Annotated in this window: 14 protein-coding genes; 5 read left to right on the top strand and 9 right to left on the bottom strand. The window is 61.8% G+C overall.

Going from position 1 to position 17106, the window contains the following annotated elements:
• Positions 1-74: 74 nt before the first annotated feature.
• A complete protein-coding gene (locus HYE77_RS31830) occupies positions 75-965 on the bottom strand; it encodes a LysR family transcriptional regulator (protein ID WP_087695321.1) in 891 nt (296 codons plus the stop codon).
• Positions 966-1066: 101 nt separating this feature from the next.
• On the opposite strand from HYE77_RS31830, the gene HYE77_RS31825 reads away from it, so the two are divergent.
• The 3 genes from HYE77_RS31825 to HYE77_RS31815 all read left to right on the top strand — a co-directional run bounded on the left by HYE77_RS31825 (position 1067) and on the right by HYE77_RS31815 (position 5129).
• Positions 1067-2482 carry an aldehyde dehydrogenase family protein gene (locus HYE77_RS31825; protein ID WP_177070541.1) on the top strand — a complete coding sequence of 472 codons (1416 nt, stop codon included), beginning with the start codon at positions 1067-1069 and terminating at the stop codon, positions 2480-2482.
• Between the two features lie 195 nt (positions 2483-2677).
• Positions 2678-4570, top strand: a complete 1893-nt coding sequence (mrdA, locus tag HYE77_RS31820) for a penicillin-binding protein 2 (RefSeq protein WP_134327049.1) — start codon at positions 2678-2680, stop codon at positions 4568-4570.
• A gap of 91 nt (positions 4571-4661) precedes the next feature.
• Positions 4662-5129, top strand: coding sequence for an SRPBCC family protein (locus tag HYE77_RS31815; RefSeq protein ID WP_003208248.1), 468 nt, complete (start codon positions 4662-4664; stop codon positions 5127-5129).
• 21 nt (positions 5130-5150) lie between these two features.
• Here HYE77_RS31815 and HYE77_RS31810 read toward each other — a convergent pair whose 3' ends face one another.
• The 7 genes from HYE77_RS31810 to HYE77_RS31780 all read right to left on the bottom strand — a co-directional run bounded on the left by HYE77_RS31810 (position 5151) and on the right by HYE77_RS31780 (position 13597).
• A complete protein-coding gene (locus HYE77_RS31810) occupies positions 5151-5738 on the bottom strand; it encodes a hypothetical protein (protein WP_102369595.1) in 588 nt (195 codons plus the stop codon).
• A gap of 80 nt (positions 5739-5818) precedes the next feature.
• Complete coding sequence (locus HYE77_RS31805; protein ID WP_177070539.1) at positions 5819-6790, bottom strand: cyclase family protein; 972 nt, start codon at positions 6788-6790, stop codon at positions 5819-5821.
• Between the two features lie 27 nt (positions 6791-6817).
• Positions 6818-7576 (bottom strand): SDR family oxidoreductase, encoded by a 759-nt coding sequence (locus tag HYE77_RS31800; protein ID WP_008434578.1) that lies wholly within the window; start codon positions 7574-7576, stop codon positions 6818-6820.
• A gap of 32 nt (positions 7577-7608) precedes the next feature.
• Positions 7609-9057: an aldehyde dehydrogenase family protein gene (locus HYE77_RS31795; protein ID WP_177070538.1), complete on the bottom strand. Its 1449-nt coding sequence runs from the start codon at positions 9055-9057 to the stop codon at positions 7609-7611.
• Between the two features lie 2 nt (positions 9058-9059).
• Positions 9060-10166, bottom strand: coding sequence for a tartrate dehydrogenase (locus HYE77_RS31790; protein WP_087695327.1), 1107 nt, complete (start codon positions 10164-10166; stop codon positions 9060-9062).
• 120 nt (positions 10167-10286) lie between these two features.
• Positions 10287-11168: a LysR family transcriptional regulator gene (locus HYE77_RS31785; RefSeq protein ID WP_003208237.1), complete on the bottom strand. Its 882-nt coding sequence runs from the start codon at positions 11166-11168 to the stop codon at positions 10287-10289.
• A gap of 194 nt (positions 11169-11362) precedes the next feature.
• Positions 11363-13597 carry a TonB-dependent siderophore receptor gene (locus HYE77_RS31780; RefSeq protein WP_177070537.1) on the bottom strand — a complete coding sequence of 745 codons (2235 nt, stop codon included), beginning with the start codon at positions 13595-13597 and terminating at the stop codon, positions 11363-11365.
• Positions 13598-13827: 230 nt separating this feature from the next.
• Between HYE77_RS31780 and HYE77_RS31775 the strand changes: the two genes are divergently transcribed.
• Entirely contained in the window at positions 13828-16185 is a 2358-nt protein-coding gene (locus tag HYE77_RS31775) for a DNA polymerase II (protein WP_003208233.1), read from the top strand.
• 72 nt (positions 16186-16257) lie between these two features.
• Positions 16258-16836: a GNAT family N-acetyltransferase gene (locus tag HYE77_RS31770; RefSeq protein WP_008434573.1), complete on the top strand. Its 579-nt coding sequence runs from the start codon at positions 16258-16260 to the stop codon at positions 16834-16836.
• On the opposite strand, the gene HYE77_RS31765 is transcribed toward HYE77_RS31770, so the two are convergent.
• Positions 16833-17048: an AbrB/MazE/SpoVT family DNA-binding domain-containing protein gene (locus HYE77_RS31765; RefSeq protein ID WP_003208231.1), complete on the bottom strand. Its 216-nt coding sequence runs from the start codon at positions 17046-17048 to the stop codon at positions 16833-16835. The genes HYE77_RS31770 and HYE77_RS31765 overlap by 4 nt on opposite strands.
• Positions 17049-17106: the final 58 nt, after the last annotated feature.

The following is a 17106-nucleotide window of genomic DNA, read 5'->3' as shown; positions in this document are numbered from 1 at the left end:
GCAGTCAGGGGTTTTGTTTTGGGCGGTCTGAAAACGGGGAGAGAGCTGTTGGCCGTAAAAAAGATCCAGCCTGGTTAAAAGCCTTGCTCCCTGATCAACTCAATCAGTGCCCTTAACCCGGCCGGCACATGGCGCCTACCTGGGTAATAGAGGCGCAAGCAGTCAAAAGACGGCGTCCATTCCTCCAGTACGCGCACTAACGTCCCGTTCGCTAAATCGGCAGCGGCATTCCATTCCGTAAGATAGGTCAAGCCTAGTCCCGCCCTGGCAGCCTCAAGCATCAGAGTCGGATTATCCAGGGTCAAAACCCCTTGCACCTCGACAGCAAGCGCTTCGCCATGTCGCTCAAACTCCCAGTGATAGATCGCCCCGCTGGGCATCCGGCTGCGAATACACTGGTGGGCCCGCAGATCCATGGGGCTGACGGGAACTGGGTTGAGAGCAAAATAGTCCGGGCTGCCCAATACCGAAAAACGCTGGGCCGGACTGATATCGACTGCGATCATGTCTTGAGGAACCGTATCCCCGAGCCGAATCCCCGCATCAAACCCCTGCGCGACGATATCCACCAGCCGCCCCTCAGTGACGATATCCAATTTCATCCGTGGATAACGTCGCAGGTACTCCAGCAGCAACGGCATCACCTGCTTTGCCGCCCCCGCCGAGGTATTCAGGCGCAAGGTACCGCTGGGTTCCGCGCTGCGATTTCCTGCCTGTTCCAAGGCCGTGCGAATGCTCAACAGTGCAGGGGTAATGGTTTCGACAAACTCCGCGCCCACTTCAGATAACGACACGCTGCGCGTGGTGCGATTGAACAGCCTCACCCCCATCCGCGCTTCAAGCCCCGCGATAGAGTGGCTCAACGCCGATGTCGACACATTCAACTCGGTCGCCGCTGCACGAAAACTGCGATGCCGAGCCACTGCCAGCACCGCTTCCAACTCATTCAGCCCGGATGTATTCATTGTCCTGAGTCACTCATCAACTCATGCCGATTTGTACGGCTTATCAGCTTAATCATAGTGACTTACCGTAGGACGCACTAGCTCAGCGTCCCGGAGGACCTATGCAATACATCAACCAGATTTACATCAACGGCGACTTTGTGACGCCCCATGGCGAAGAGCTTTTTGACCTGTTCAACCCTGCAACAGGTCAGCGTATCGGCCAGGTTCGATTGGCAAATGAACAAGACGCCCTGGATGCCATCGCTGCCGCCAAGCGAGCTTTTACCGCGTTCTCCCACAGCTCTAAAGATGTGCGCATCGACTATCTCAAACGCCTTCACGCCGCAGTTGAATCCATTGAGGACGCACTTACCGACGCGATTATCGAGGAGTACGGCGCCCCAATATCCCGTGCGCGGTGGATGGCCAAGCATGCAGCCAGCGTCCTGCAAGATGCCGCTTCAGTACTGGAGAGCTACAACTTCTCCCGACGCATTGGCATCGCCGAGGTGGTCATGCAGCCGCTGGGTGTGGCCGGCTTGATCACACCCTGGAACAGCAACGCCGGTTTTATCTGCGGCAAGCTCGCTGCGGCGTTGGCCGCCGGCTGTACCGCCGTGATCAAACCCAGTGAAATGAGCGCAATCCAGACCTCGCTAGTCACCCGCGCCCTGCATGACGCAGGCTTGCCTCCCGGTGTATTCAACATCGTCACTGGCCGTGGCGAAACCGTAGGCGCCGTGTTGAGCGCCCATCCCGACATCGCAAAAGTGTCCTTCACGGGTTCAACCGCTGTCGGCAAAACAATCCTGCGGACCGGCGCCGAGACCCTGAAGCGCGTGACCCTAGAGCTGGGCGGCAAATCACCGGTGCTGATTCTCGATGATGCGGACCTCAAGACGGCCGTGCCCATGGCCCTTCAGGCCGGTTTCATGAACAGCGGCCAGGCCTGTATCGCCGGCACTCGAATCCTGGTACCCGAAAGTCGTTTGGAAGAAATCGAAGCGCTGATGATCGACGAGGTGGGCAACGTGCAAGCCGGCGACCCTCGTGACCCAGCCACTGCGGTCGGCCCCATGGTCAGCCAAAAACAGTGGGAGCGCGTACAGCGCTACATTCAGATCGGGATCGAGGAGGGCGCTCACCTATTGGCAGGAGGTCGCGGTTTGCCTGAGGGCATCAAAGCCGGGTGGTTCGTAAAACCAACCGTATTCAGCCGGGTGACCAACCAAATGGCCATCGCCCGCGAGGAGATTTTCGGCCCAGTGCTCTCGATCATTACCTACGCAACCGAGGAAGAGGCCCTGACCATCGCCAACGACACACCCTACGGCCTCCAGGCATACATCCTGTCTTCAAATCCCGAACGCGCCCGCAGGCTGGCCAGCCGTATAGACGCTGGCCGAGTGCTGATCAATACCCTGGCCCATGAACCTCTAGCGCCGTTTGGTGGCTTCAAGCAATCGGGTATCGGCCGCGAGTACGGCACATTCGGCCTCGAAGCCTTCCTGGAGCCCAAGTCGATCCTGAGCTGATCGTCAGCATAAAAACGCATGAATAAGGTCAACGGCTCAAACCAAAGTGCATGAACAGGCTCCATTAGCACACCGTTCAGGGAAATCGATGCAAAGTGTTTCTGCATTTTTGGTATGGTGCAGCACATTTTCACAAGGACTGATTTTTCCTCCGCAGGAAGCGGCGTCGACCTTATTCAACGAGATGCTGTAGAAATGCCTGAACCAATACCGATCAAGGATCACGAAAAAGAAAACCGCCTGGTCAACAAGCGGCTGCTGGCCTGCGCGCTGCTGGTAATCGGCATTACCTGCGCCCTGGTAGGTCGGATGTACTTCCTGCAGGTGGTGCAGTACGACTACCACTCCACCATTTCCGAAAACAATCGCGTCCACGTCCTGCCGATCACACCGACCCGCGGCCTGATCTATGACCGCAACGGCGTAGTACTTGCCGACAACCGTCCCAGCTACAACCTGACCATCACCCGCGAGCGCACCACCGATCTCAAAGGAGAGCTGGACGCTATCGTCAGCCTCCTGCATCTGCCCGCCGAGGATCGCGGCGTATTTGATAAGGCGCTCAAGCAAGCCCGTCATCCCTTCGTGCCCGTCACCCTGTTCTACGAGCTGACCGAAGAGCAGATAGCCGTGCTGGCCGTCAACGAATTCCGCCTGCCGGGCGTGGATGTCGAGCCGCAATTCGTCCGCCATTACCCCCTGGGTGCGCACTTTGCCCACTCCATTGGCTACGTAGGCCGGATCAACGAAAAAGAATCCAAAGCCCTCGACTCAGTGGAGTACCGGGGCACGCAGTCCATTGGTAAAACCGGGATCGAGCGTTTCTACGAGTCCGAGTTGCATGGCCACGTCGGCTATGAAGAGGTTGAAACCAACGCCCAGGGCCGCGTCCTGCGGGTGCTCAAGCACACCGACCCGATCCCCGGCAAAAACATCGTGCTGAGCCTGGACGTCAAACTCCAGGAAGCTGCCGAAGAAGCCCTCGGCGACCGCCGTGGTTCGGTGGTTGCTCTCGACCCGGCAACTGGCGAAGTGCTGGCGATGGTCAGCAAGCCAAGTTTCGACCCGAACCTGTTTGTCACCGGCATCAGCTTCAAGGAATACGCCGCGCTGCACGACTCCCTCGACCGTCCGCTGTTCAACCGCGTGCTGCGCGGGCTCTACGCGCCGGGTTCGACGATCAAGCCGGAAGTCGCCATCGCTGGCCTCGACAGCGGCGTGGTTACCGCCCAGACCCGGGTGTTCGACCCGGGCTATTACCAACTCCCGGATTTCGACCACAAATACCGCAACTGGAACCACAGCGGTGATGGTTGGGTGGACATGGACGCAGCCATCATGCGCTCCAACGACACCTACTTCTACGACCTGGCCCACAAGCTGGGTATCGACCGCCTGCACGACTACCTGGCCGAGTTCGGCCTTGGCCAGAAAGTCTCCCTCGACATGTTCGAAGAGTCAGCCGGCCTGATGCCGTCCCAAGCCTGGAAGCGCGCTACCCGGCGCCAGCCTTGGTTCCCGGGTGAAACCGTGATCCTCGGCATCGGCCAGGGTTACATGCAGGTCACCCCGTTGCAGCTGGCCCAGGCCACTGCGCTGATCGCCAACAAGGGCGTGTGGAACCGACCGCACCTGGCCAAGACCATCAATGGCGTGCCGCCGGTGGATGAAAACCCGATGCCCAACGTGGTGCTCAAAGACCCACGCGACTGGGAGCAGGTCAACCACGGCATGCAATTGGTAATGCACGATCCACGCGGTATCGCCCGGGCGGCTGCAGCCGGTGCGCAGTACCGGATTGCTGGCAAGTCTGGTACTGCGCAGGTAGTGGCGATCAAGCAGGGCGAGCGTTACAACCGTCTCAAGACCCTGGAGCGCAACCGCGACAACGCCTTGTTCGTCGGCTTTGCCCCGGCGGAGCACCCGCGGATCGTGATTTCGGTGATGATCGAAAACGGCGAGGCCGGTGGCCGAGTGGCGGGGCCGGTGGTGCGCCAGATCATGGACGCCTGGCTGCTCGATCAGGAAGGCCACTTGAAGCCGCAATACGCGACCCCCAGCAAGGCACCGGGTGATCCCCACGTTTGACGCCACAAGGGCATGACACCGTCATGCCCTATCCCTTTTCAAAGGTTGCGCATTGGTCGATGTCGCCTACTGTCAATACAGGAGGTGTCTCATGCACGAATCAAATGAAATCAAACGTAAAGTCCTGCTCAACGCTCCACGCCAGCGAGTCTGGGAAGCACTGACCGACGCCGAGCAATTCGGCAGCTGGTTTGGCATCGCCCTCAAGGGCAAACAGTTCGCCCAGGGCCGGGCCATTGAAGCCCCGATCACCTATCCCGGTTACGAGCACGTGGTGTGGAAGGCAAGGATCGAGCGGCTTGAACCACAGACGCGGTTCTCTTTCAGCTGGCATCCCTACGCCGTAGACAAGGATGTGGATTACGACGCGGAAACCCCCACGCTGGTGGAGTTCACCCTTGAGGATCACGCCGAAGGCATCTTGTTGCGCGTGGTGGAGTCAGGTTTTGACGGGATCCCGGACGTTCGCCGCCAGAAGGCCTACAAGAAGAATTCCCGAGGCTGGGATGATCAGATGAACAACATCGAAGACTATCTGGCGAAATCCCATCAGCCGTGAGCTGATGGGGCGCCGCATTCATCAGCCCTCGTGGGCGGTGCTGATTTCCAGGGTATCGGTGTAGGTCACCAACACGCTTTGGCCGACCTTGAGGTCTTTGAGGCCGGCGCGAATTTCCGGTTTCTCCACGGTCAGCACTTTGCTCTGGCCCGCCGGGTTTTCCAGGGTTACCTGGTTTTTCGCCAGGTCAATGTGGGTGATCTTCAACTGCACCTGTACCTGGCGGAAGGCCGCACCGCCCGGGTTCGGGTTATCCGCGGTGGCGCGCAAGACGCCAGTCTTCTCGGTGGCGTCCGGTGCGCTCTTGTCGATGTCGGTGTCCAGCACGGCGGCGACCGAATGGGTCACCAGCACCTTGACCTGATCACCTGCCTTGAGATTGCCCAGGTCCTTGGCCTGGTCGCTGAGCTGCACATGCACCTTGCGGCCTTCGGCACCTTCGAGCACCACCTGATGGTTGGCGGCATCCACCTCCAGCACCTTGGTGGTCACCTCATCGGCTTCCAGCGACTTGGACAACGGGATATCGGCAGCATGTGCCGTCAGGGCACCAGCAGACAGCAGGGTTGCCAGGGCAATTGCCTGGCGAAGAGGGCGCAATACATTCATTGAGTGGACTTCCATGTGAGAGGAGCCTTGAGTCTAGTGGCGCGTTCGCGATTCGCAAATTCGCCACTGAGACGGAACGGCTACTTGATCACCACCGGATTCACCGGTGCGCCACTGCCCCCGACAATCTTCAGCGGGGCGGCGGTGTAGAGGAATTTCCACTGGCCGTCGTCCGCACAATCGGCGGCCAGTTCCTCCAGCAACACGATTTCGGTGAAGGCGATCCCCAGGTTGCGCATCAGCGCGCAATGCAGCGGAATCTGCACCCCGGACACCGGGTCGGTGATCACTTCGTTGGCGATGGTGTCGGTCACCAGATTAGGGATTTCCATCTCGTGGAACCACTCCACCAGCTCCCGGCTGTAGGTCAGCCCCGGCTCCATCAGGTCCTTGAAGAACTCGGTCTTGCCCAGCTCATAAAACGCCCCCATGGACCCGGTGCGGATGATCAGGATGTCACGTTTTTCAATGGTCACGCCCTGGGCTTTGGCGGCGTCGAGCAGGTCCAGGTGGTTGAAGGTTTCGCCCCGGCCCAGGCACTTCTTGCCGCGATGGCGGGCTATGTCGATCAGCACCGCACGGCCCACCACGCCGCGTTCGGCAATCGCCAGCACGCTGGCCTTGGCCATGCCGCCAACGGTGGTCTCGGCGTCGTAGCCGTTCCACAGTTGATTGTCGTACCAGGCGTGGCCGAGGGCGTCGTATTGGGTCGAGCCTTGCAGCTGCATGAAGATCACGTCGTCGGAATACGCCGCACCACCGGTCATGTGCGGTTGTTTGCCGAAGTGGTAATGGCTGTGGTCGAGGGTATTGAAGCGCATCGACGGGTTGCGCGCCGGCCACATCGGGTCGCCGTCGGGGTGGCCGATCTGCACTTGCAGGGTAAAGGTCTTGCCCTGGCGCACCGAGGCCACGCCCCGCAGTACTTCGGCTTCAGTCAGGTAATTGAGGGCGCCGACTTCGTCGTCCGGGCCCCATTTACCCCAGTTCTTTGGCAGGCCTTCAAGCAATTCGCGGGTGTTCGGCTCGTTCTTATTATGAAGATCACACATAGCAATTCCGGTCCCTGTGAAAGTGAGTTACACGCAGCGCCCGCCATCGACTTCAAGGCAAGTGCCGGTGATGAACGCCGCTTCGTCCGACGCCAGGTACAGGCAGGCGTTGGCCACATCTTGCGGGGTGGAAAAGCGCCCCAGGGGAATGGTCGCCATGAATTTCTGGCGGTTTTCCGGGGTGTCCGGTACGCCCATGAATTCGCTGAGCAACGCCGTGGCACCCACTACCGGGTTCACGCAGTTGACGCGGATATTGTCCGGCCCCAGCTCCGCCGCCATGGTCTTGCTCATGACCACCACTGCGCCCTTGCTGCCGTTATACCAGACCAGTCCCGGACGCGGGCGGATCGCCGCCGTCGAGGCAATATTGACGAACACGCCGCCGCCCTGGCCGCGAAAATGCGGCACAAAATGCTTGGCGCTCAAGAAGATGCTTTTGACGTTGACCGCAAACACCCGGTCGAATTCGGCTTCGTCGACTTCCAGCATCGGCCGGTTGCGGTGGGTGGTACCGGCGTTGTTGATGACGATATCGAGGCCGCCGAACTGCTCCAAAGTGCCACGCAGCAGGGCGCCCATGCTTTCATCGTTGGCCACGTTGACCTCGATGAAATGCGCATGGCCGCCGCTTTCGGCGATTTCATTGACCACCCGCTGACCGCCGACGGCGTTCATGTCGGCGACGATGACCTTGGCGCCCTGGCGCGCGAAAGTCTTGGCGATGCCCTCGCCAAACCCCGAACCGGCGCCGGTGACGATCGCGACTTTATTGGCTAAACGCATGGTGTGTTCTCCGTTCTTGTTGTTGTGAGGAATCAACCGTGTTTGATCGCAATGGTCTTCAAGGTGGTAAAGCCCAGCAGCGCCTCGAAGCCTTTTTCCCGTCCATACCCGCTGGCCTTCACGCCGCCGAATGGCAATTCAACGCCGCCACCGGCGCCATAGTTATTGATGAACACCTGGCCACAACGCAGGGTGCGCGCCAGGCGCATTTGCCGCGCGCCATCGCGGGTCCACACGCCGGCCACCAGGCCGAACTCGGTGCCGTTGGCCAGGCGAATCGCTTCGGCTTCATCGTCGAAGGGCATCACGGCCAGCACCGGGCCGAACACTTCCTGTTGCGCCAGGCGACTGTCAGGCGGCACATCGCGAAACAGCACCGCCTCCTGGAAATACCCGCCGCTGCCGGCCTCGGCCACCACCGTTCCGCGCGCGGCGACGGTGATCCCTTCCTGTTCGGCTTGACGAATAAACTCGCGCACCAGGCGCAGCTGCTTCTGATTGATCAGCGGGCCCATGTCCAGGTCCAGCGCCGAAGGCCCGGCGCGCAGTTCGCTGAAACGTTGGCTGAGGCGTGCGAGCAGGGTTTCGTAAATGCTGCGTTCCACCAGCAAACGGCTGCCGGCGGAGCAGGTTTGCCCGCAGTTCTGAATGATGGCGTTGACCAGCACCGGCAACGCTTCATCCAGGTCGGCATCGGCGAACACCAGTTGCGGCGACTTGCCGCCCAACTCCAGGGTGACCGGGCAGTGGCGTTCGGCAGCGGCTTTCGACACAGCAGTACCGGTGGCGGTGGAGCCGGTGAACGAAATGTGATCGATGCCCGGGTGTGCACACAACGCCGCGCCGGCTTCGTAGCCGTAACCGGTGACTACGTTGATCGCGCCGGCTGGAAAACCAACCTCGGCAGCGATTTCCGCCAGGCGCAGCAACGACAGGCTGGCATCTTCCGCCGGCTTGACCACGCACACATTGCCCGCCGCCAACGAGGCGCCGACGCTGCGCCCGAAAATCTGCATCGGGTAATTCCACGGGATGATATGCCCGGTCACCCCGTGGGGTTCGCGCACCGTCAACACCGTGTAGCCGGCCTGGTACGGCAGGGTTTCGCCGTGCAGTTTGTCGGCGGCACCCGCGTAGTATTCGAAATAGCGGGCAAGGGCGGTGGCATCGGCGCGGGCGACTTTCAGCGCCTTGCCGGTGTCCCGCGCCTCGATCTGCGCCAGCTCTTCATGATGTTCCAGCACTGCCACGCCAAGCTTGGCCAGCAAACGGCTGCGCTCCACGGCCGACAACCGGCCCCACGGGCCGTCGAAGGTTTCGCCGAGTGCCAGGCGCGCCGCGCTGATCGCCGCCTCGATATCGGCGGCCGTGCCACGGGCGATGCTCGAATAGGTTTCGCCGGTGCTGGGGTCGATCACCGGAATGTCTTCCAGCGAGGTCGACGCCAGCCATTGGTTGGCGATGTAATGTGCGTTGGTCATGTTCAGCTCCTGTTCCCTGCGACGCATTCGGCGATGGCGCGACCCACTTCGACAGTGCTGGCGCTGCCGCCCATTTCCCGGGTTCGCGGGCCTTCGGCAAGCACCGTTTCGATGGCGGACACGATGGCTGCCGCCGCTTCCTGATAAAACGGATCACCGTCGCCCAGGTGCTCGATCATCAGCGCGGCCGACCAGATCTGCCCGATGGGATTGGCGACACCGAGCCCGGCAATATCTGGCGCGGAACCGTGCACCGGCTCGAACAGCGACGGGTAGCGCCGCTCCGGATTGAGGTTGGCCGACGGCGCAATGCCGATGGTGCCGGTGCACGCCGGGCCGAGGTCGGAAAGGATGTCGCCGAACAGGTTGGAGGCCACTACCACATCGAACCAGTCGGGATGCTGCACGAAGTGCGCGCACAGAATGTCGATGTGGAACTTGGCGGTCTTCACGTCCGGGTAGCGCCGGGCAATTTCGTTGACCCGCTCGTCCCAGAACGGCATGGTGATCGAGATACCATTGGATTTGGTCGCCGCCACCAGGTTTTTCCGCGGGCGCTGTTGCGCCAGTTTGAAGGCGTAGTCCACCACGCGGTCCACGCCTTCGCGGGAGAAGATCGACTCCTGCACCGCGATTTCCCGCGCCGTGCCTTCCCACATGCGGCCGCCAACGCTGGAGTATTCGCCTTCGGTATTTTCCCGCACCACGATAAAGTCGATGTCCCCCGGTACGCGGCCGGCCAGCGGGCAGGGCACGCCGGGCATCAGGCGCACCGGGCGGATATTCACGTATTGATCGAACTGGCGGCGGATCTTCAGCAGCGACTCCCACACCGCAGTGTGGTCGGCAATGATGTCGGGCGCACCCACCGCGCCGAAGAAGATCGCGTCATGGCTGCCGATCTGTTCGGCCCAGTCGTCGGGCATCATCGTGCCGTGGGCCAGGTAGTGTTCGCTGCACCAGGCAAAGTGGTCGAAGTGAAAGTGAATACCGAAGCGCCGGCTGACAGCGTCCAGTACCCGCAGGCCTTCGGGCACCACTTCGCGGCCGATGCCGTCGCCGGGAATCACGGCGATGCGGTGGGTGGGGCGGGTGTGGGATTGGGACACGCCGTGTCTCCTGTCTTGTTTTTATAGGAAGGTCTGGCGGGGGCATTCTTGGCACAGCTGTGACAACAGGGGAATTGCTAATTGTGGAATCGGCCTTCGCAAAATTCGAAGGCCAAAGGTTTACGCAGGGTTGGCACTCAAGTAGTCGAACAGTGCCAGGCTCGTCAGCGACGGCTGTTCCTTGCGCATGCACAGGTACATCTGCCGGTCGGCCCAGCTGTCGTCGATTTCGATAAAGCGCAAGGCCATCTCCTTGCGGAAGATCTGCACCGCGCCCTGTGGCAACACGCCCACACCCTGGCCGGCGGCGATCAAGCGGCACACTGCTTCGAAACTGCGCACCTGCACCCGCAGCCGCAACGGCATGCCGATCGCCGCGGCGGCCTCGGTAATCAACGGGGTGATGGCGGCGTTGTCTTCCAGGCCGACGAAGTCGTAGCCGAGCAAATCCTCGAAGCGCGCATGGCGCATTTTCAGTGGGTGGTCATTGGGCACGAGCAGGCACAGGCGGTCCTGGCAGTAGGGCTCGAACCGCAGCTCTTCGCTGGGGCGGGTGGTGACGATACCGACATCCGCCACGCCCTCGCGCACGGCCTGGAGGATCTCCCGGCTGCGCTCCTCGCGAATATCCAGGCGGATGCCCGGGTGCAAGGTGTTCCACTGGGTCAGTTGGCGCGGCAGTTCCTGGCTCATCGCCGAACTGTTGGCGTACAGGCAAACCCGGCCGGTGGCGCCCTTGGCGTAATCGGCGAGATCGGCGTGCATGCCGTCCACGGCCCGCAGGATCGATTGTGCATGCTGGGCCAATACTTCCCCGGCTGCCGTCGGTGAAACGCCGGTGGAGGTGCGGGTCAGCAGGGCGACCTTGAAGTGCTGCTCCAGCAGCGACAGGCGTCGGCTGGCGGCAGAGAGGGAGAGATGGGATTGCTCGGCCGCCCGGGACAGGTTGCCCAGCTTGACCGCCTTGAGGAACAGCTCGATGGAAGTGAGGTCGGGGGACATGCCGGGGTCCTTGTGCGCAGTGGTTGGGAAACTACGCAGTTGGCGTTCGGCTGTCCAATGTCCGGCAAACAACCCGGGTGCAGGCAGATCTGCTTTCTGTAGGAGCTGGCTTGCCTGCGATAGCATCACCGAGGTGCATCTGACACACCGAGGTGCCCGCATCGCAGGCAAGCCAGCGCCCACATTGACAGGGGTTAGAAGTCGATACTGGCCGACAGCTTGGCCACGCGCGGGTCACCTTGGGTCAGGTAGCCGCCGAGTGCCGATTCCCAGTACTTGGTATTGGCGACGTTCTCCACAGTGGCGCCGAGGGTGACGTCACGCTGTTCCACCTTGAAGGTGTAGCGGGCGCCCACGTCGAAGCGGTTCCAGGCGGGCAGGCTGAGGTTGTTGGCCGCGTCGGCATATTGGCCGCCGGTGCGCAGCATCCGGGCGTTGACTGTCACGCCTTGCAGGCCTGGTACATCCCAGTCCACGCCGGCATTCAGTTGGAAGGTCGGTACGCCGATGGCGCGGTTGCCGTCGTTGGCGCCGTTCTGGGTGCCGTGGACTTCGGTGTGGATGATGGTTGCGCCGCCCAGCAGGCGCAGGCCGGCGATCGGTTCACCGAACACGTTGAGCTCAACGCCTTTGTTGACTTGCTCGCCCTGGCGAACATAGGTGGCGCTCAAGCCGTCGGCGCTGAGTTGTGAGTAACCGTCAGTTGGTTGCTCGATGCGATACACACCCAGGGTTGCGCCATAGGTACCCATGTCGAGCTTGACCCCGGCTTCGGTCTGTTTCGAGCGCGCCGGGGCATAGGCCTGGCCGGCATTGGTGATGGGCGCGGTGCCGGCGTTCTGAGGTGCGGTCGGGCCCTGGGCCAGGCCTTCGATATGGTTGGCATAGAACGACACGTGGTCCCACGGCTTGAACACCAAGCCGTACACCGGTGTGGTGATCGACTTGTCGTAATTGGCGTTACGTGGGCCCGACCCGTAGGCATACCCTTGGACCACCAGTTCCTGGCGGCGCAACCCGGCGGTCACCAGCAAGCGATCATCCATAAAGCCCAGGGTGTCCGAGACCGCTGCACTGCGGGCGAAGGTCTTGGCGGTGATGCCCGGATCGTTCAGGTCGCCGCCGACGAAACTGCCCTTGACCGGTTCGGCAACGTCCACCGGGTTATAGATATTGCTGGCGTGGCCGTTGAGGTCGAAGTCATAGGCGTTGCGCGTCTGGGCCCAGATCCCGGTCAACCCGAAGTTCAGTTTGTGGCTGACAGCGCCGGTCTGGAACTTGCCATTCAAGCCCGCCATCAGGCTGGTGTTGTCTTCCTGGTGGGCGATGCGCGAGCCGCTGACGGTGGCATTGCCCAGGGTGTCATTCAACGTGACCGAGGAGTAACGGCCAATCTCGTTGGTGTGCTTGGCGCCGCCTGCGATGTAGGCGGTCCAGTTGTCATTCAGGTCGTACTCGGCGCGCAACATGCCGAAAGTGTCTTCCAGGCTGCTGGTGCCCCAGCTCGGCGCGTAGTTGGTGTCGGCCGAAGGCGCGTTGGGGATATGGGTCAGGTTCTGGCCGAGCAACACGGTGTTGCGCCCGCCATTGATCTGCTGTTTCGAGTAGACAAAGTCTCCCGACAAACGCAGCGCATCACCGCGATAGTCCAGGCCAACCGCAAACAGCTTCGAACGCTGGCTCTCGTCATCGATCCCGGTGTCGCCTTCGCGCTGGGAAATATTCACCCGTGCGCCAAAACGATTGTCCTCGCCAAAACGTTGCCCGATATCCAGGTGCTCGCCGACCCGGCCATCGCTGCTGATGTCGGTGCTGAAACGCCGCAACGGCACATCATCGGCGCGCTTGGGTTGCAGGTTCACGCCGCCGCCAATCCCGGAACCGCCGGGCGTCACGCCATTGATAAAGGCGTTGGGGCCCTTGAACACTTCAACCCGCTCCAGGGCGTCGGTGGACATGATCTGGCGCGGCAGGATGCCGTACAGACCGTTGAACGAAATGTCATCGCCGTTCAGCGGCAGGCCACGGATCACAAAGGCCTGGGCCTGGTTCGCGTACCCCGACGCCTGGCGCACGGACGAATCGTTGAGCAGCACATCGCCGACGTTCTCGGCCTGCTGGTCACGGATCAATTTTTCGGTGTAGGAAGACATGCTGAAGGGCACGTCCATGATGTCCTGGTTGCCCAGTACCCCCAGTTGCCCGCCGCGGGCGACCTGGCCGCCGGCGTACACCGGGGGCAGGGCGTTGGGCGTGGCCGCGTCGGCGCTGATGGTGGTAGCACCCAGTTCCAGAGCCTTGCCGTCCTGACTGTTGTTCGCATCCTGCGGGGTTTCTGGAGTGGCGGCGTGAGCGGCGAGGCTCAGGGAGCAGCAAAGGGCGAGCAGGGTAGGGCGAAACGGCACAGCCAAACGGGTGGAAGTGGGCATGGTCGATCCTGACGGCGAACCGTCAATGTGAGGAAAAGGGCAACAACGTTGCGCGTCCTCGCTGCGCGGATACGACTCCGGTGCGAATGATAGTAATTGTCATTAATGTTCTGCAACAAGTTTGTGAGATTACTCTCTCCGTATACGTAGGCCATTTCGGTTAAATCGCCGCGCCGTGGCACAGGCCGAGTAGAATCACGCCCTGAAAGTGATTCTTGAGGTGTGGCAAGGTGGATTTACAGCAGGGGTTTGTCCTGACCCGGCATTGGCGCGACACCCCGGCGGGCACGGAGGTCAGCTTTTGGCTGGCTACCGATCAAGGCCCCAGGTTCGTGCGCTTGCCGGTGCAGACCTCCGTGATGTTCATCCCGCAAGCCCATCGCAAGCCCGCCGAGCTGCAGCTCAAGGGCGAGCGCGGTATCGAGTTGCGTGACCTGGCGCTCTGCGACTTCCACCATCGCCCGGTGCTGGGCCTCTACACCAAACAGCATCGCCAATTGATGGACCTGGAAAAGCGCCTGCGTCGAGCCGGCATCGACGTCTACGAAGGCGATGTGCGCCCGCCCGATCGCTACATGATGGAGCGCTTCATCACCGCGCCGGTGTTGTTCGGCGGCAAAGCGGGCGAGGGCGGCATGCTGGTGGAGGCGCAGATGAAACCCGCGCCGGATTACCGCCCGCCCCTCAAGCTGGTGTCGCTGGACATCGAGACCACCGCCCAGGGCGACCTGTATTCCATCGCCCTGGAAGGTTGCGGCGAGCGCCAGGTGTACATGCTCGGGCCGCCCAACAACACCGATGCGGTGGACTTCAAGCTCGACTACTGCGATACCCGCGCCGAACTCCTCGAACGCCTGAATGTGTGGCTCGCCACCCATGACCCCGACGCGATCATCGGCTGGAACCTGGTGCAGTTCGACCTGCGCGTGCTGCACGAACATGCGCAACGCCTGAACGTGCCGCTGCTGCTGGGCCGTGGCGGCGATGCCATGGGCTGGCGCGAGCACGGCAGCCGCAATCACTACTTCGCGGCAGCGGCCGGGCGGTTGATCATCGATGGCATCGAAGCCTTGCGCTCGGCCACCTGGAGTTTCGAATCCTTCAGCCTGGAAAACGTCGCCCAGACCTTGCTCGGCGAAGGTAAATCGATCTCCACGCCGTACCAGCGCATGGACGAAATCAACCGCATGTTCGCCGAGGACAAGCCCGCGCTGGCACGCTACAACCTCAAGGACTGCGAGCTGGTCACGCGGATTTTCGAGAAGACCGAGCTGCTGAAATTCCTCCTCGAACGAGCCAGCGTCACCGGCTTGCCGGCAGACCGCAACGGCGGTTCGGTGGCAGCGTTCACCCACCTGTACATGCCGCTGATGCACCGCCAGGGTTTCGTCGCGCCGAACCTGGGAGACAAACCACCCCAGGCCAGCCCCGGCGGGTTTGTCATGGATTCGCGCCCGGGCCTCTACGAGTCGGTGCTGGTGCTTGACTACAAAAGCCTTTACCCGTCGATCATCCGCAGCTTTCTGATCGACCCGGTGGGCCTGATCGAAGGCCTGCGTCACCCCGAAGACAGCGAGTCGGTGGAAGGCTTTCGCGGTGCGCGGTTTTCCCGCACCCGGCATTGCCTGCCGTCGATTGTCGCGCGGGTTTCCGAGGGCCGCGAAGTGGCCAAGCGCGAACACAACGCGCCGCTGTCACAGGCGCTGAAGATCATCATGAACGCCTTCTACGGCGTACTCGGCTCCAGTGGTTGCCGCTTCTTCGACACGCGACTGGCATCGTCCATCACCCTGCGCGGCCACCAGATCATGCGCCAGACCCGCGAGCTGGTCGAAGCCCGGGGTTATGAGGTGATCTACGGCGATACCGACTCGACTTTTGTCTGGCTCGGCAGCCCCCATTCCCAGGAAGACGCGACGCGCATCGGCCTGGACCTGGTGCAGCACGTCAACACCTGGTGGCGCGAGCGCCTGCAGAGTGAGTTCGGCCTGCAAAGCGCCCTGGAACTGCAATACGAAACCCACTTCAGCCGCTTCCTGATGCCGACCATTCGTGGTGCGGAAGAGGGCAGCAAAAAGCGCTACGCCGGGCTGGTCACCCGTGCCGACGGCAGCGAAGAAATGGTCTACAAGGGCCTGGAAACCGTACGCAGCGACTGGTCGCCCCTGGCCCGGCAATTCCAGCAGGAACTCTACCAGCGCATCTTCCACCGCCAGCCCCACCAGGATTATGTGCGCGACTACGTACGTCGCACCTTGAGCGGCGAGCTCGACGACCTGCTGATCTACCGCAAGCGCCTGCGCCGGCAACTGGGTGACTACGAGCGCAACGTACCGCCCCACGTGCGCGCCGCGCGGCTGGCCGACGAATACAACGACCGCCAGGGCCGCCCGCGCCAGTACCAGAACGGTGGCTGGATCAGCTACGTGATCAGCGTCAACGGCCCCGAGCCGCTGGAAGTGCGCCAGGCACCGATCGACTACGACCACTACGTCACCCGGCAACTGCAACCGGTGGCGGACGCGATCCTGCCGTTTGTAAACGATGACTTCGGCACCCTGGTGGGCGGCCAGATGGGCTTGTTCTGAAACGGCTTGCCTTGAGGTGGCGAGAGCCTGCAATCTTGGCCACTGACGACCACCATACAGCGCAGCCCTCCCATGACTGAAATCACCCTGACCGGCACCACGGTCGAACTCCGGCCCCTGCAACGCGAACACGCCACCGCCCTGGTACAGGCTGCTGCCGACGGGCAGTTGTGGAACCTCAAGGTCACCAACGTGCCGGGGCCCGACACCGTCGAAAAGTACGTGGACATTGCCCTGGCCGGGCGTGAGGCGGGCACCGTGATGCCGTTTGTCATCGTGCGCCGCGACACCGGTGAAGTGGTGGGCAGCACCCGGTTCTGGAAAGTCGACCGGGTCAACCGCAAGCTGGAGATCGGCCACACGTTTATCAGCCAGTCGGTGCAGAAATCCGGGGTCAACACCGAGGCCAAGCTGTTGCTGCTGACCCACGCGTTTGAAGTGATGGAGTGCGTGCGGGTGCAGTTCACCACCGATGAACTCAACGAAAAATCCCGGGCCGCGATCCTGCGCCTCGGCGCGGTACAGGAAGGGATCGTGCGCCACGAGCGCATCATGCCCGATGGCCGCAAGCGCAACTCGGTGCGCTTCAGCATCATTGATCCGGAATGGCCACAGGTGAAGGCGGGGTTGCAAGCCAGGCTGGCTCGCTAGGGCTTATGGCTCAGCTCTTCCACCAACTCATCCATCCGGTCGGCAATTTTCGGCGTGGTCGACAGCACAAAGCCTTTTTGCGTGCCCACATAGGTCTCGACGATGTACAGCGTGTCGCCCACATCCAGCCCCAGTTCCTGCAAGGCTTCGTCTGGCAGGCGGATGGCGCCGTCGCCGTCCCAGTCTTCGATCGTGACGCGTTTGCTGTGCATGATGGCTTCCCGTTGAACGAATGAACGGCCTAGCCTAACACCTCAATCCACTGCCAGG

Origin of the sequence: Pseudomonas sp. IPO3774, assembly GCF_013386835.1 — a bacterium.
GTDB lineage: Bacteria > Pseudomonadota > Gammaproteobacteria > Pseudomonadales > Pseudomonadaceae > Aquipseudomonas.
This window is presented reverse-complemented; position numbering and strand designations above follow the sequence as displayed.

Excerpts from the sequence above, each read along its gene's own strand:
- HYE77_RS31830 (WP_087695321.1), bottom strand. The coding sequence starts at position 965 with ATGAATACATCCGGGCTGAATGAGTTGGAAGCGGTGCTGGCAGTGGCT.
- HYE77_RS31825 (WP_177070541.1), top strand. The coding sequence starts at position 1,067 with ATGCAATACATCAACCAGATTTACATCAACGGCGACTTTGTGACGCCC.
- mrdA (WP_134327049.1), top strand. The coding sequence starts at position 2,678 with ATGCCTGAACCAATACCGATCAAGGATCACGAAAAAGAAAACCGCCTG.
- HYE77_RS31815 (WP_003208248.1), top strand. The coding sequence starts at position 4,662 with ATGCACGAATCAAATGAAATCAAACGTAAAGTCCTGCTCAACGCTCCA.
- HYE77_RS31810 (WP_102369595.1), bottom strand. The coding sequence starts at position 5,738 with ATGAATGTATTGCGCCCTCTTCGCCAGGCAATTGCCCTGGCAACCCTG.
- HYE77_RS31805 (WP_177070539.1), bottom strand. The coding sequence starts at position 6,790 with ATGTGTGATCTTCATAATAAGAACGAGCCGAACACCCGCGAATTGCTT.
- HYE77_RS31800 (WP_008434578.1), bottom strand. The coding sequence starts at position 7,576 with ATGCGTTTAGCCAATAAAGTCGCGATCGTCACCGGCGCCGGTTCGGGG.
- HYE77_RS31795 (WP_177070538.1), bottom strand. The coding sequence starts at position 9,057 with ATGACCAACGCACATTACATCGCCAACCAATGGCTGGCGTCGACCTCG.
- HYE77_RS31785 (WP_003208237.1), bottom strand. The coding sequence starts at position 11,168 with ATGTCCCCCGACCTCACTTCCATCGAGCTGTTCCTCAAGGCGGTCAAG.
- HYE77_RS31780 (WP_177070537.1), bottom strand. The coding sequence starts at position 13,597 with ATGCCCACTTCCACCCGTTTGGCTGTGCCGTTTCGCCCTACCCTGCTC.
- HYE77_RS31770 (WP_008434573.1), top strand. The coding sequence starts at position 16,258 with ATGACTGAAATCACCCTGACCGGCACCACGGTCGAACTCCGGCCCCTG.
- HYE77_RS31765 (WP_003208231.1), bottom strand. The coding sequence starts at position 17,048 with ATGCACAGCAAACGCGTCACGATCGAAGACTGGGACGGCGACGGCGCC.